This window comes from Staphylococcus sp. TCBT05, assembly GCF_055179755.1.
On record NZ_JBUQDQ010000005.1, the window covers coordinates 809,368 to 825,117 of the forward strand.

The following is a 15,750-nucleotide window of genomic DNA, read 5'->3' on the forward strand; positions in this document are numbered from 1 at the left end:
CGATTGCATTTGTTGTGCTATATATATACAATGAAAAAGAATGGATTGTTTCCATTTCAGTTTTCTATTTACAAACTAACATGGGGGTAGAAAAATGGTAGTTAATTATCACAACGAGCCAGGCATTGACTTCACTGATGGTAGCAATGTCGAAGCATTCAAAGAGGTTTTAAAAAAAGTTAAAGGTGAATTAAATCAAAAAATTCCATTAGTTATTAATGGTGAACATAAATTCACTGATGACACGTATCAGTCTATCAATCCTGCCAATACTAGCGAAGTAATTGCAGAAGTCTCTAAAGCGACTAAAGCAGACGTGGATAAAGCGTTTGAAGCTGCTAATGAAGCTTATAAATCATGGAAGAAATGGACACACAAAGATCGTGCAGAATTTTTAATTAGGGTTGCTGCAATTATCAGACGTCGCAAACAAGAAATTTCAGCCTTAATGGTTTATGAAGCAGGTAAACCATGGGATGAAGCGGTTGGCGATGCTGCAGAAGGTATTGATTTCATCGAATACTATGCAAGATCAATGATGGAATTAGCAGATGGTAAACCTGTATTGGATAGAGAAGGAGAGCACAATCATTACTTCTACAAACCTATTGGTACTGGTGTTACGATTCCACCATGGAACTTCCCATTCGCAATTATGGCTGGTACAACATTAGCACCGGTCGTTGCAGGGAATACAGTATTATTAAAACCGGCAGAAGACACACCATTAACTGCCTATAAATTAATAGAAATCTTAGAAGAAGCTGGATTACCTAAAGGTGTTGTAAACTTTGTACCTGGTGACCCTAAAGAAATTGGTGACTACCTTGTAGATAGTGTACACACACACTTTGTAACATTTACAGGTTCACGTGCTACTGGTACACGTATCTTCGAAAGAGCGGCTAAAGTTCAAGAAGGTCAACAGTTCTTAAAACGCGTGATTGCTGAAATGGGTGGTAAAGACGCGATTGTTGTCGATGAGAATATCGATACTGATTTAGCGGCTGAAGCAATTGTTACTTCAGCATTTGGTTTCTCAGGTCAGAAGTGTTCTGCATGTTCACGTGCAATTGTACACAAAGATGTATATGATGAAGTATTAGAAAAAGCTGTTAAATTAACTAAAGAATTAACAGTTGGTAATACTGAAACAAATACGTACATGGGACCAGTAATTAATAAGAAACAATTCGATAAGATTAAAAATTATATAGATATCGGAAGTAAAGAAGGTAAATTAGAACAAGGTGGCGGAGCAGACGACTCTACTGGTTACTTTGTTGAACCTACTATTATTTCTGGTTTGAAATCAAGTGATCAAATTATGCAAGAGGAAATCTTCGGACCAGTTGTTGGTTTCGTTAAAGGTAACGATTTCGAAGAATTACTTGAAATCGCAAACGACACAGATTACGGTTTAACTGGTGCAGTTATCACGAACAATCGTGAACACTGGATCAAAGCAGTACAAGAATACGATGTAGGTAACTTATACCTTAACCGTGGATGTACTTCAGCTGTTGTAGGTTACCATCCATTTGGTGGTTTCAAAATGTCTGGTACAGATGCGAAGACAGGAAGTCCTGACTACTTATTAAACTTCTTAGAACAAAAGGTAGTTTCAGAGATGTTCTAAATTTAGCTATTGCTAAATTATAAATGATATACACAAATAAAGAGGGCACATCCGTTTTTATGACGGTTGTGCCCTTTTTGTATGTGGCATTTTTGGGGTGTTGAACATATAAGTTTGCTAAAGCATATAGATTAAAAAATACAAAGAAGATGACCGTTGCTCATACCTTTATGTTAAAACGTATAATGTTGTTGTTTATTTTGATAGTTGCTGCTGTTAATAGAGAAAGCGTAAGGTTCTTAATAACTAATTATCAGAACACTTTAGTCCTTTATTTTAATGTTAATTAATTTATGAAAATAATCATCAAGCGCTTGTGCAGTACAGTTGGCATTATTTTCACGTGACCATTCCATAATACCGAAAAGGCTAGAACCATAAATATAAAAAATTAAGTCCTTTGGTATCGTTGGATCAACTTCAATTCGATGTATGTTTTGTTTAATATCTTCTTGGATTACTTTAATAAAATGATTCCCAGTAGTTCGTTCAAATTCTTTATCCCCTTGTTGAAAATCACCAATTTTTTTCAATTTATCAATGTGGTTAATCGTTTTTTCCATAGTGCTAAAGGGGCTATTGATACGTTCCTTTAAATCTATAGAAAAATAGTCTTTGGTTAAATCAGTGATTAAATAAATGAGTAAATCATATTTGTCATAGAAATGTTTGTAAAATGTTGTTCTATGAATTAACGCATTTTCACATATTTGATTTACTGAAATTGATGAAAATAGTGTTGTTTCCAAAAGCGTATAAAAACTGTGACTTAAGGCGCGTTTCGTTTTAATCACACGTAAATCATTTTCATTCATTCTACAATTCTCCTTATGTGTAGTTTAAATATACAGTTCTATATTATTAATTCTTTATAAAAGAATCAAAAATGATTAGTATGTTACTATGAATATGTAAGATACAGATAATCTACATAATATATTTAAAATATAACGTTGATTAAATAGGGAGGCAAATAGTTTGGCAAAATTTTTGTATAAGTTAGGGTCTTTTGTCGCAAAACATAAGTGGTGGAGCATTATTGCATGGCTTATCCTGCTGGCTGCGATTATTACACCGTTGACATTAAATTCACCCAAATTTGATAATGACATCACGATGAATGGCCTGAAATCATTAGATACAAATAAAAAAATTGAAGATGAATTTGGGCAAGATAGTGAGAAAGCTCAGATTAGAGTTGTATTTAAAAGTGATGCCGATAATGGCATTGTTAAACCCCAAGTTACAAAAGATATTAAATCAGCATTAAAAGATATTAAAGATGATGATAAAGATGTTAAAAATGTAACTGATCCATTTGAGAGTAAACAGATTAGTAAAGATAAAACGACTGCCTTTGCAGATGTAAACTACGATGTTTCTGCAACGAATTTATCTGATAAATCTAGAGATAATGTCAAAGATAAAATAGACAAAATTGAAAAAGAACATAATGTCCAAGTCGAGCGTATGGGAACAGGTATGGAAAGTACAGAGATTGGCGGCTCTTCTGAATCAATTGGTATTATTGTTGCATTTGTCGTATTATTTATTACATTTGGTTCGTTCATTGCTGCAGGTATGCCAATTGTCAGTGCTATTCTAGGTCTTGGTACCGGTGTCGGAATTATTTCATTGTTAACTTATGCCTTTGATATTCCTAATATAACATTAACATTAGCTATTATGATTGGTTTAGCTGTTGGTATCGATTATGCGTTATTTATTCTATTTAGATATAGACAGATTATGAAGACGGAAACAGATCATGTGAAAGCAGTTGGTTTGGCTGTAGGTACTGCAGGGAGTGCGGTTATCTTTGCTGGAATCACTGTAATTATCGCTGTATGTGGTCTATCACTCGTTGGAATCGACTTCTTAGCGGTAATGGGATTTGCATCCGCTATTAGTGTGTTAGTTGCTGTATTAAGTGCGCTTACACTATTACCAGCATTAATTAGTATATTCCATAAACAAATTAAACCTAAGAAAACAAAGTCAGAATTCAAAAATGATGTTGATACATTTTGGTCTAAATTTGTTGTTGATAAAGCATTTGTAGCAATTTTAATTGGTTTAATTATTCTTGTCTTAGCAGCAATTCCTATTAAAGACATGCGTCTTGGTATACCAGATGATGGTGTGAAGGCTGCTGATTCAACACAGAAAAAAGCATACGATATTATTTCTGATAAATTTGGCGAAGGTTTTAATGGTCAAATTGCAATGCTTGTAAATGTTAAAGATAAGAAAGATAATCCGCAACAGCTTAAACAAGATTTACAGAAAATGTCACAAGACTTAAAAGATAAAAAGAATGTTGATTTAGTGACACCACCACAGTTATCAAAAGATAAAGATTATGCATTAATTGCTGTAATTCCTGAAAAAGGACCTAATGCAGAATCTACAAATAATCTCGTTCACGACTTACGTGATTATAATGATACTGCTAAAAAAGACTATGATTTCAAAACTGAAGTATCAGGTCAAAGTGTAATTAATATTGATATGTCGCAAAAATTAAATAATGCAATTCCGTTATTTGCTGGTGTTATCGTTGTATTAGCCTTTATATTATTAATGGTTGTATTCCGTTCGATTATCGTACCGTTAAAGGCAGTACTCGGATTCGTACTGTCTCTTGCGGCAACACTTGGCTTTACTACATTAGTTATGCAAGAAGGTTTCTTATCTAATATATTTGGCGTCAGTGAAACAGGGCCATTATTGGCATTCTTACCAGTAATTGCTATTGGTTTACTCTTTGGTTTAGCCATGGACTACGAAGTATTCTTAATGTCACGTATTCATGAAGAGTATAGTAAAACGGGTCAAAATAAATACTCTATTCGAGTAGGAATTAAGGAAAGTGGACCAGTGATTGTAGCTGCTGCATTAATCATGTTTAGTGTATTCTTTGCTTTCGTATTCCAAGAAGATGTAATGATTAAATCGATGGGTATATCATTAGCGTTTGGTGTATTATTTGATGCCTTTATTGTGAGATTAATGCTTATTCCAGCGTTAACTGCGTTATTTGGCAAAGCTTCTTGGTATGTTCCAAGTTGGTTGAATCGTATTATGCCGAATATTGATATTGAAGGACATGCATTACAAGAGAAATATACTAAAAAATAATGATTGAAGTATAACAACATGAAAGTAGCTCGACGAAATGGTCGGGCTACTTTTTTTGTCTGAAAATCAACAAAATAAATATTTTATAGAAAAAATATGTAAAGTCATTGAAAATATATTGTGATGAGGTGAAATATGAACAGCGAATACAATATAACATTTAATGACACGATGCATAGTACACGGCGGATTAATAAAGGTATGTTAATCGTCTTGGTATTAAATGGTTCACTTTCTGTAGAACAGGGATATACATCGACCATTTATCCTAAGGGCGGAATATTTATTATTAACCATAATGAAACATACCAATTCAAAGAATTAGCAGATTGTTATTATATTAGTATCCATATTCTACAAAATTACTTACAGATGACGTTATCAGAAGATATTGGGAAATATTTTATATTAAAAAGAAAAAAACTACAAGATACAATATATCAACAGTTAGGACATACTATTGCCAAAATAGGTACAGTATTTATTAGAAAAGGACGGTTTCATCAACTTTATATCGCACAACAAATGATAGATTTACTTTTTATCATCATACGTTATATACCAACTAAAGAAGAACCTACAACCATAGTCAAAAATAAAGATAAACGTATTGCAGCAGTTTGTGATTATATTAAACATTATTATAGTGAACCGATAACTTTGAATGAAGTTGCTGATCACTTTGATGTAAGTGTGTCATATTTATCACGTAAATTTAAACAACAAATGGGTATTGGCTTCACGCATTATATTAACCAAATTCGCTTAGAACATGCGAAAGATGATTTGTTGCATACACAACTCACAGTTACGCAAATTGCCTTTAAAAATGGCTTCAATTCTTCTAATTTACTAATTAAATATTTTAGACAAGAGATGAAACAAACGCCTTCTGAATACAGAAAGCAGTCTCATGAATCGAGACGATATACAACATTAGAACATATAAAAGAACCACATAATTATCAAAAATATTTGTATTATTTATCACTATTTATAAATCAAAATATGGATAATATTGTGCACTCACCTGAAGCGCAAAAGGTTATCAATGTACAATTAAAATCTAGCAACAAGGTATTGACACCGATTAAGCAAGTCGTACAAATAGGAACTTTGGATAACTTACTAGTTGAGCGCTATAAACAACAATTAAATGAAATAGAGCGAGACATGGGGGTAAGCCATATAATCATTAAAGATCCGATATTTGTAGGTGGATTAAATCAAACTTATATGGACAGTGATGAACAAATCCCTCATGTGCATCCATATATGCATATTGATGAAAGTTTAAATTATTTGATGATGAAAGGTATTGCTTTAGGGATAGAACTTGTACCACCACAGTCGGCGTTTCAATTTAAGCAGTATTTTAAAGAATTGAAACAATTGATTAAACATATGTGTAATGTCTATACACACCAAACTGCTTTACAGTTAGTAATCTATATACAAAGTGGAGATAAACAACAATTTTTGGATATAAGCAAGTTATTTAAAGCGTATTTTGTAGAAGTAAAAATGATACTTAATATACCTGTGCTTGACTTAGCGCACTTGGATCAAGATATAGATTGTTATCTAGAATTGATAGATGGAGTCGCGTTTTCAGCGAATCAAAATGATGTGATAGACCTTCAATCATTAGAAAGTGAACAATTTAATTTAGCAGAAAAGCATATACAGCAACAAATACGTCAGTTGAAGCATTACCTACAATCAAGGCAGCGTACATTATCATTTACGTTACTGAATTGGAACACGCTTACAGGTAATACGAATCTTACAAATGGTGAATACTTTAGAGCGGGAATTATATTTGAGCAATTGTTACAAATTAATCATGAGATAGATTACATAGGGTATTGGCTTAATTTCGAAATTCATCAAGCCTTTAATAGTGATGCCAGACCATCACAAGTGGGGGGCATAGAACTCTATCATCAATTTGATGCTAAACGTCCGGCGTACTTCACAAGTATGTTTTATAAACGTTTGTTCAAGCAAATTATGTATCAATGTGATTATTGTCTAGTTGTTGGTGATAAAGCACACTTTCAACTCGTTCTTTGGGATGCAGAGCATTATAATCCTTACTTTATAACAAAGAATGGGCGACAACAGTTAAATCATAGTGAATATCAAATTAATATCCGTGATATGGATGCTGGAAAGTATAAAGTTAAGCACTTTACCTTAGATAAAAATAATGGCGCGCTATATAAAATATGGCAACAATACAATACAACACATGGCATGGACCAAGAAACAATAGATTATGTCAATCGAATCACCTATCCTCAATTAAAGGTTAATGAGGTAGAGGTATTGTCATTTTTTACGTATCATATAAAATTGACAACTAATGCAATACATATAATTGAATTTAAGAAATATATATAGGGTATAAGAAAACATGTGATTTATTGCAACAGGCGCAAGCAATAAGCATTATTTGTATGAATCGAATTAGTGTAAAAGTATTTGTATGCATGAGTTGCAACGATCTATAGTGATAACGTTGGTGCCGTCTCAGTTATTGATATCTTTGAAATATAAATCAAATAAAAATTGAAGGAGGTAATAGAAAAAACAGGAAATAGCCGTGAATGTTTTGCAAATAACAAAAATGAATGACTCAAATTTGCTTTATTTTACTAAGGTGAAAAATCTGTCATAAATTATCATGGTTGATAGCAAAAATGGCATATATCGTCCGAAGCACGTTCTCTATAATGATTTTTGAACTAAGAAATGTCTAAAGCATTAATTGTATTTTAAGACATGGTTATTATAGGAGGACAAGTTTATGGCAGAAGAGGTCAATACACAGCACTATAAAGGTGATAATAAACTGATATTAGGTATTGTGTTAGGTGTAGTTACGTTTTGGTTATTTGCGCAATCACTATTAAATGTTGTACCTGAATTACAACGTTCATTCCATAGTAATATTGGTACGATTAGTATTGCAGTAAGTATTACCGCATTATTTTCCGGCATGTTTGTCGTAGGTGCAGGTAGTTTAGCTGACAAAATTGGACGTGTAAGAGTAACTTATATAGGGTTATGGTTAAGTATTATAGGATCGCTCTTGATTATAAGTACCAATATCCCATTATTCTTAATCTTAGGAAGAATTATACAAGGTTTATCTGCAGCAGCGATTATGCCTGCAACGTTGGCAATTATGAAGGCATATTACGAAGGGAAAGAGCGTCAACGTGCGCTTAGCTTTTGGTCTATTGGATCTTGGGGTGGCTCAGGATTAGCATCATTATTTGGTGGCATGGTATCCACATTTATTGGTTGGCGTTGGATATTTATACTTTCAATTATCATTGCATTAATTTCAATGTTGCTGATTAAAGGAACACCAGAAACAAAATCTAAAGGCAATGTTGCAAGTAAATTTGATTTCTTAGGATTAATTCTTTTTGTAGTCATGATGTTAAGCATTAATGTTGTGATTACGCAAAGTGCAACATTTGGGTTACTTTCTCCAATTATACTAGTACTCATCGTAGTATTTATTATATCTACTGTGGCATTTATTAAAGTTGAAAATAAAATTAACAATCCGTTGATTGATTTTAAATTATTTAAAAATAAGGCCTATACAGGTGCTACATTATCTAACTTTCTATTAAATGGTGTCGCAGGGGCACTATTAGTAGCAAATACTTTTGTACAAAGAGGTATTGGATTTAACGCCTTCCAAACAGGACTGTTGTCAATTACGTATCTTATTACAGTATTGTTTATGATTCGAGTTGGGGAAAAGGTGTTACAAAAGGTTGGCGCTAAAAAACCGATGTTGTTAGGTACTGCTTGTAACATGGTTGGTATTATTTTAATATCATTTACATTTTTACCTAATATGGTCTATGTCGTGGTATGTATTGTAGGTTATTTATTATATGGTTTAGGACTAGGTTTTTATGCAACGCCTTCAACAGATATGGCAATATCAAACTCTCCAGAAGATAAAGTAGGCGTAGCTTCGGGAATATATAAAATGGCGTCATCTCTTGGCGGTGCATTTGGTATTGCTTTGTCAGGTGCATTGTTTGGCATTGTGTCAAGTATGACAAATATTCATGTTGGTGCACTTGTTGGACTATGGCTCAATGTATTAATGGCAATCTTGTCGTTCGTAATCATTGTATTTACTGTCCCAACAACCAAAAAATATTAATTTTTTAGAGCATTTAAACATTTAACTTTTAAAGAATTAGTCAGAAAATAACAGTATGTTACGTATTAAGCTATATAGGAGGAATGCACTATGATGAATGCATTAATAGAAAAATTAAAAACTAAAGAACAACGTATGATAGATATACGAAGATATTTACATCAACATCCTGAACTGTCATTTCACGAGGAAGCAACACCGAAATATATCGCTGATTTTTACAAGGATAAAGATTGTAAAGTTGAAACGAATGTGGGTCCAAATGGCGTTAAAGTAACGATAGATAGTGGTAAGGTAGGAAAGACGATTGCGATTCGTGCTGATTTTGATGCATTACCAATTGAAGAGCAAACAGGTCTATCCTTTGCATCGAAAACACAGGGCGTTATGCATGCGTGTGGTCATGATGCACATACGGCATATATGTTGATCTTGGCTGAAACTTTAATTGAACTAAAAGACGAGTTTAAAGGTAAAGTAGTTATCATACATCAACCTGCCGAAGAAGTACCACCAGGTGGCGCACAAGGTATGATTAAAGATGGCGTGTTAGATGGTGTTGATCATGTGTTAGGCTTACATGTGATGAGTAACATGGAAGCAGGTAATATATATTATCGTGAAAAAAATGTCCAAACAGGCAGAGACTTCTTTAAATTGAAAGTCATTGGTCAAGGAGGACATGGTTCTTCACCTCATTCTGCTAATGATGCGATTGTAGCAGGTGCGCATTTTGTATCTGTATTACAAACAATTGTATCTCGTCGTTTAAATCCGTTTGAAACAGGTGTAGTAACGATAGGTTCATTCGATGGTAAAGGGCAATTTAATGTAATCAAAGACAGTGTTGAAATCGAAGGGGATGTACGTGCTTTAACAGATGAAACAAAGCAAACAATTAAAAATGAAGTACATCGCTTATCTACAGGTTTAGAGGCAATGTTTGGAGTGACTTGTGAATTAGAATATCACGATGATTATCCAGCGTTATATAATGACCCTGAATTTACAACATTTGTAGTAGACTCTATTAATAATGCAGAAACGGATGCTATCAAGAACGTTGAACGATGTGAAGCACAACCACCATCAGAAGACTTTGCATATTATGCGAAAGAACTACCTAGTGCATTTATCTATGCTGGTGCTGCACCTGAGGATGGCAAGATTTACCCGCATCATCATCCGAAATTTAATATCAGTGAGTCATCTATGAGAGTTGCTGCTGAAGCGGTTGGCTTAACTGTATTAAATTACTTGAAATAATCAATTGTAAATATTAGAAACAAGGGTTGGGGCATAATGTCTCAACCTATTTTTGTTAAGGTGAACATTTTATAAGAGGTGAATATTTAATGTCATTTCTAAATAGTAATTAGGGTTATTTGTTATGCTTATACATCAACGCGGGTGTATCTTCCATCTAGTTTAATATTGTATATTTGAGTGTATATATAAACTAATAAGAATTTATTCAAAGGATGATGGAAGATGAATGGAGATAAGAAACTGACAAGTTTGCTTGAAACATATAATAAATCGTTAAAAAAGTTATTTAAATACGATAAATCTAAAGCATTAAAGTTTGATCAGGATAGTAGAAGTAAAGTGAAGGAACAAAAAGGTGTATTTGTTATTTTTAATAATAAGCAGCCATTGTTTGTCGGGCAAGCCGGAGGTTATATGACAGGATATAAATTGACGCAAAAGGATTTAAACGACAAATTAGCGCAATTTAATTCGAGATCAGAAGCAGGTACAGCTAAATTTAGAAAAGCATTTTTAGAACAACAAAATATTACTGAAATTGAGTCGAAGGATTTTAGAGCGGAAGATTATCAATTAAAGTTTCAATACATTAAAGTTAAAGGGAATCCAGCACTAATAAATCTGCTTGAAATACTTGCTTTAGAATATGCCAAGGAAAATGATATTAAGTTATATAATTTTCAATGATATAAATAGTGAGTAGGATAGCAGAGAGGGAAGTAGGCGATAATGATGAATATGAGAAAGTTAAATCTTTGTTACGATAGCTTTGAGCTCAAGGTAAAGTTGCCGAAAAGTTATTTTAATAATTCAACTCGAAACTATCCACTCCTTATTGTACAAGATGGTGATTATTTATTTAAGGATGTTGAAGCAGAAGTTATTTTCGTAGGGGTATTACCTCATGATAGAACGGCGGAATACACACCGTGGCCAGAAGAGGTATCTAGCAAGCATTATCTTGGTGAAGCCGATGCTTATTTAAATTGGATTGTACAATCACTCATTCCTTATATGAGAAAATGCTTTAATATATCTGATAAGAGAGAGGAAATCGGTATAGCTGGTGCTTCATTTGGAGGATTGGTTTCCTTATATGCTTTATTTAAATATCATGATGTATTCGGTCACTATATATTATTATCTCCTTCAATTTGGTATCCGAATTTCATTTCATTTATGCGACATCAAACGATTATTGAAACAACACAACATATCTATTGGTATGTCGGTGCGCTTGAAGGTATAGATAGCACACATCTAAATCGTTATATGGTACCAAATACAGAACGTGGCGTTGATATATTAGATGAACTATTGATATCTGAAGAAACGACATTGCAGTTTATCCAAAATAGAAAAGGACTGCATAGGGATCATTTCTTTAAAAAGTATTTTGCTAAGGCAATTAAAAAAATATACTGATTTTGTAAAAATATTGCTGTTGATTGTTTATAGCACCTGAAACTAAGTTGTAAATAAACACTTTTTAGTATGAATAGTGCTAAGGTAAAAAGTATAAGTATAAGTTGAATTGCATTGCATTAATAATGCAATATAGTAATAAAAGTTCGAGGTTGAGAAACATTACAGTTCACAACCTCGTTTTTATTTTATGTTCAACGACTTTTTGTTTTAACTATTTTACTAAGGGTGGGGGATACTTTATGAAACAGCAAAACAAAAATATAAGTGAGCAGCAATTATTGTTAGGTATTGTACTGGCAATTTTGACCTATTGGTTATTTGCGCAGTCATTTCTTAATATTGGACCAAAAGTACAAGGGACTGTCAGCACTTCTCCAGATATAGTGAATATTTCTATCAGCCTTACTTCATTTGTGACAGGGGTATTTATGGTTGTCGCAGGTAATATTTCAGACAGATACGGTATGTTAAAGATGACACGCATTGCATTAGTATTAAGTATAGTTGGTTCATTAATGTTAATCATTACAAATAGTGTTGTGCTGTTGTTAGTTGGAAGAATGATTCAAGGATTGTCAGCAGCAATTTTAATGCCAGCAACAATATCGATGGTCAATTATTACTTTGAAGGTGCTTCAAGACAACGTGCTTTAAGCTTTTGGTCAATAGGTGCATTTGGCGGTACAGGACTTTCTTCATTTTTCGCAGGGGCAATTGCAACATTTTTTAATTGGCAAGCGATATTTATGATTTCGATTATTGTCTCGGTATGTGCCTTGTTTTTATTTAAAAATTTATCTAACCAGCAGTTTGAAAAACACGCTAAAGTAACCAAATTTGACATCAAAGGCTTAGTATTATTTATTGTGATGATTGCGAGTATAAGTTTCGTGATTACGCAAGGCTATAAGATTGGTTGGTTGAGCGCAATTACCTTCATATGTATAGGGGTATTTATTATTTGTGGTTATTTATTTTATTATGTTGAACAACGACAGTCGACGCCATTCATCAATCTACAACTATTTAAGAATAAGCCATATATTGGCGCAGTGATTGCAAACTTCTTGTTAAATACAGGGGTTGGTGTGATTGCGTTGTTAAATATGTATATCCAATCTGGAATTCACTTAAGTCCTTTATATGCTGGATTAATTACATTGCCTTATTTGATTGCTTTACTCATTGTCATACGGTTAGGAGAAAAAAGTATCAAGCGCTTTGGTGCGAAACGTGCAATGATTGTAGGACCGATATTGACTGCTTTAGGTGTTATATTATTTAGTTGTACCTTTTTAAACGCTACACAATATATTGTATTAGCATTGATTGCTTCTGTACTGTTTGGTGCAGGGACAGGTCTATTTGCTACGCCAGCATTGAGTACAGCAGTATCAACGACTGACCCGGATAAGGTTGGAGTAGCATCCGGAATTTTTAAGATGGGGTCGACGTTAGGTGGTGCATTTGGTATTGCGATTATGACTTCTCTTTTTACTGGTGTGATGCAAGGAGGATATAGCGTACATGTAGCGGCGGGAGTTGGTTTTATTGTAGGTAGTATGCTTATCTTTGGAGCAGTTTGTGCAAGTGCAATTGTGATACCAACACGGTCAGTGAAGGGGTCGGTTATAAATAGTAGATAGTTAGTATCAAAGGTTGAACAATGAGTTGTAACTAAATGGATGTTAACACATGATGTAACAGACGATTTAGACAATGAATAATGTTCAACCTTTTGTTTTGTTTATGATTTGTATTTAAATGCTAAGTGTACATCATGAGCAAAAGCAATTAGAGGTCGAATGGTCATTTGAATACTCCCTATGACAAAGAGTACGGTTCCGCTAAAGGTTGTTGCACTATTGAAAAAGAGCAAACTACCAACTAAAAAGACTAATCCTAAAATAACATCATTTAATTGATAAAGAGCTTTATAAATCATTGTAAGCCGTGTAGGTTGTGTATGATGATTAAAGTTAAGATCAGGATTTGTGGCGTTTCTATTTAGTTTGTTCAACTTATTTTTACTTGGCATTTGAGCATCCCTCTTTTCTTTGAGATATAGCAATCGTTCCCTCAATTAGTTTACATCAAACGCTGTGAGCATTATGATGATATTAATAATTGGGGAATGAAATGAGGGTGTGCTATGCATTATAAAACATATTATGAATCACCAATTGGGCGTATTGCTTTAACGTCTGATGGTACTAATCTAACTGGATTGTGGTTGCCAAAGCATAAAGACTTTGAACAACAATATAATGAAACATTAAGAGAGGCTGAGCTACCTGTATTTGATAAGGTAAGCAATTGGTTAAATGACTATTTCTCAGGAAATAATCCAGAGATAAACTTTCCATTAGCTCCTGAAGGAACGGAATTTCGAAAGCGAGTTTGGAATTTGTTGCTTAAAATACCATATGGCGAGACCGTTACTTATGGAGATATTGCACAAGACATTGCACGACAACTAGGCAAGGAGAAGATGTCTTCTCAGGCTGTTGGCGGTGCCGTTGGTAGTAATCCAATTTCTATTATTATTCCATGTCATAGAGTGGTAGGAAAAGATGGAAATCTAACGGGATACGGAGGCGGAATAGACACTAAAATAGCCTTGTTTAAAATTGAACAAATGAATATGGCTAATTACTATAGACCTAAATTTAGTACCAAACCATGATGTACTAAATTTGTATACTGTCATTAGTATTAAGTGCAAGTAGCAGAAAAATAAAAAAGCCGCTTAGCTCAAAATGTTTATGAGCATGTAGCGGCGAATTTTTATGCATTTAGTTTTCGTAAGTATCTGTCCTAAATAATTTATCACAATCTTAATTCACAGGATAAGATTAAGTGATTTAAGCATTAATTTAAGGTATTATAGTTACGGATATGATCATTGATGCTATCTAAGTAGAAAATACTATTTTGTTCATTATCTAATTCAGTTTTATGATCAAATTCTAAATTGTCAAAACGTTTGAAGAATGTTTCATACGTATCTACTGAAATCTCAGTACGGTTATTTAATAAATCTTTATGGCCTTGAATATCTAAAGCATTTTGGTAGCCTTCTACTAATTTTCCGCTAAAGAATTCACCGACTGAACCAGAACCGTAACTGAATAAACCAATGTTTTCACCAGCAGAAAGGTTATGAGTTTCTAATAATGAAATGAGGCTGAGATATAAAGAACCAGTGTAAATATTACCTACATAGCGGTTATAATATGTTGCTGCATCGTAGCCAGTAGTTAAACGTTCTTTTGTATCTTCGTCAATGTCATCTGTTAGAATAGAATCAAGTGCTTTTTTACCCATTTTTGTAAATGGAACATGGAAGCACAATGATGAAAAATCACTGAGCGATTTATTGTGACGGCGTGCATATTCATTCCAACTTTCTTGGAAAGAATGAATGTAAGCATCTTTTGATAATGCACCATCAACAAGTGGATAAGGTTGGCCACTTGGACGCCAGAAATCATATACATCTTCAGTAAATGCAACTGCATCATCATTTAGTTCAAGAATACGTGGATTTTGTGATATTATCATGGCAACAGCACCTGCACCTTGTGTAGGCTCACCACCAGAATTTAAACCATATCGTGCAGTATCACTGGCGATGACTAATACTTTTTCGTCTGGACGTTGAGCTAAATAATCTTTAGCTAACTGAATTGCTGGCGTTGCAGCGTAACAAGCTTCTTTCATTTCAATACAACGTGCGAATGGTTGTATACCTAGCAAGTTATGTATTTGGACTGCAGATGCTTTAGCCGAATCAATAGCAGATTCTGTTGCAACAATAACCATGCTAATTTGTTTTTTGTCTTCATCCGTGATGATTTCTTTGGCAGCATTTGCACCCATAGACACGATATCTTGGCTCATAGGACTTACTGACATTTCAGTTTGCCCAATACCGAGTAAAAATTTATTTGGATCAACTTGACGAGCTTCGGCAAGTTTGGCCATGTCTACATAAAATTTTGGAACATAAAAATTAATTTGATCAATACCAACTGTCATAAAGCGTATCGACACCTTTCTGTATATAAAT

At 33.6% G+C, this 15,750-nt stretch carries 12 protein-coding genes; 9 read left to right on the forward strand and 3 right to left on the reverse strand.

Annotated elements, in window-relative coordinates; genetic code table 11:
- Positions 1–94: 94 nt before the first annotated feature.
- Entirely contained in the window at positions 95–1,639 is a 1,545-nt protein-coding gene (gene pruA, locus ACY191_RS03615) for an L-glutamate gamma-semialdehyde dehydrogenase (RefSeq protein ID WP_042740363.1), read from the forward strand.
- A 263-nt stretch (positions 1,640–1,902) separates the two neighbouring features.
- On the opposite strand, the gene ACY191_RS03620 is transcribed toward pruA, so the two are convergent.
- Positions 1,903–2,454: a TetR/AcrR family transcriptional regulator gene (locus ACY191_RS03620; RefSeq protein WP_042740362.1), complete on the reverse strand. Its 552-nt coding sequence runs from the start codon at positions 2,452–2,454 to the stop codon at positions 1,903–1,905.
- 163 nt (positions 2,455–2,617) lie between these two features.
- On the opposite strand from ACY191_RS03620, the gene ACY191_RS03625 reads away from it, so the two are divergent.
- The 7 genes from ACY191_RS03625 to ACY191_RS03655 all read left to right on the forward strand — a co-directional run bounded on the left by ACY191_RS03625 (position 2,618) and on the right by ACY191_RS03655 (position 13,324).
- On the forward strand, positions 2,618–4,780 hold the full coding sequence (locus ACY191_RS03625; RefSeq protein WP_042740361.1) for an MMPL family transporter: 2,163 nt from the start codon (positions 2,618–2,620) through the stop codon (positions 4,778–4,780).
- Between the two features lie 135 nt (positions 4,781–4,915).
- Entirely contained in the window at positions 4,916–7,186 is a 2,271-nt protein-coding gene (aryK, locus tag ACY191_RS03630) for a transcriptional regulator AryK (protein ID WP_229366528.1), read from the forward strand.
- Positions 7,187–7,592: 406 nt separating this feature from the next.
- On the forward strand, positions 7,593–8,981 hold the full coding sequence (locus tag ACY191_RS03635; RefSeq protein WP_042740359.1) for an MFS transporter: 1,389 nt from the start codon (positions 7,593–7,595) through the stop codon (positions 8,979–8,981).
- A gap of 90 nt (positions 8,982–9,071) precedes the next feature.
- Complete coding sequence (locus ACY191_RS03640; protein WP_229366529.1) at positions 9,072–10,247, forward strand: amidohydrolase; 1,176 nt, start codon at positions 9,072–9,074, stop codon at positions 10,245–10,247.
- Between the two features lie 225 nt (positions 10,248–10,472).
- Complete coding sequence (locus ACY191_RS03645; protein ID WP_229366530.1) at positions 10,473–10,937, forward strand: hypothetical protein; 465 nt, start codon at positions 10,473–10,475, stop codon at positions 10,935–10,937.
- A gap of 42 nt (positions 10,938–10,979) precedes the next feature.
- A complete protein-coding gene (locus ACY191_RS03650) occupies positions 10,980–11,675 on the forward strand; it encodes an alpha/beta hydrolase (RefSeq protein ID WP_229366531.1) in 696 nt (231 codons plus the stop codon).
- A gap of 242 nt (positions 11,676–11,917) precedes the next feature.
- Positions 11,918–13,324: an MFS transporter gene (locus tag ACY191_RS03655; protein WP_042740356.1), complete on the forward strand. Its 1,407-nt coding sequence runs from the start codon at positions 11,918–11,920 to the stop codon at positions 13,322–13,324.
- Positions 13,325–13,425: 101 nt separating this feature from the next.
- Here the strand turns inward: ACY191_RS03655 and ACY191_RS03660 are convergent, their stop codons facing one another.
- Positions 13,426–13,716 carry a YrhK family protein gene (locus tag ACY191_RS03660; protein WP_042740355.1) on the reverse strand — a complete coding sequence of 97 codons (291 nt, stop codon included), beginning with the start codon at positions 13,714–13,716 and terminating at the stop codon, positions 13,426–13,428.
- Positions 13,717–13,830: 114 nt separating this feature from the next.
- Here ACY191_RS03660 and ACY191_RS03665 point away from each other — a divergent pair, with 114 nt between their 5' ends.
- The gene (locus ACY191_RS03665; protein WP_229366532.1) at positions 13,831–14,364 is read left to right on the forward strand and encodes a methylated-DNA--[protein]-cysteine S-methyltransferase; all 534 of its coding nucleotides are present in this window, start codon (positions 13,831–13,833) and stop codon (positions 14,362–14,364) included.
- A gap of 185 nt (positions 14,365–14,549) precedes the next feature.
- Here the strand turns inward: ACY191_RS03665 and ACY191_RS03670 are convergent, their stop codons facing one another.
- Positions 14,550–15,719, reverse strand: coding sequence for a hydroxymethylglutaryl-CoA synthase (locus tag ACY191_RS03670; RefSeq protein WP_042740353.1), 1,170 nt, complete (start codon positions 15,717–15,719; stop codon positions 14,550–14,552).
- Positions 15,720–15,750 lie beyond the last annotated feature (31 nt).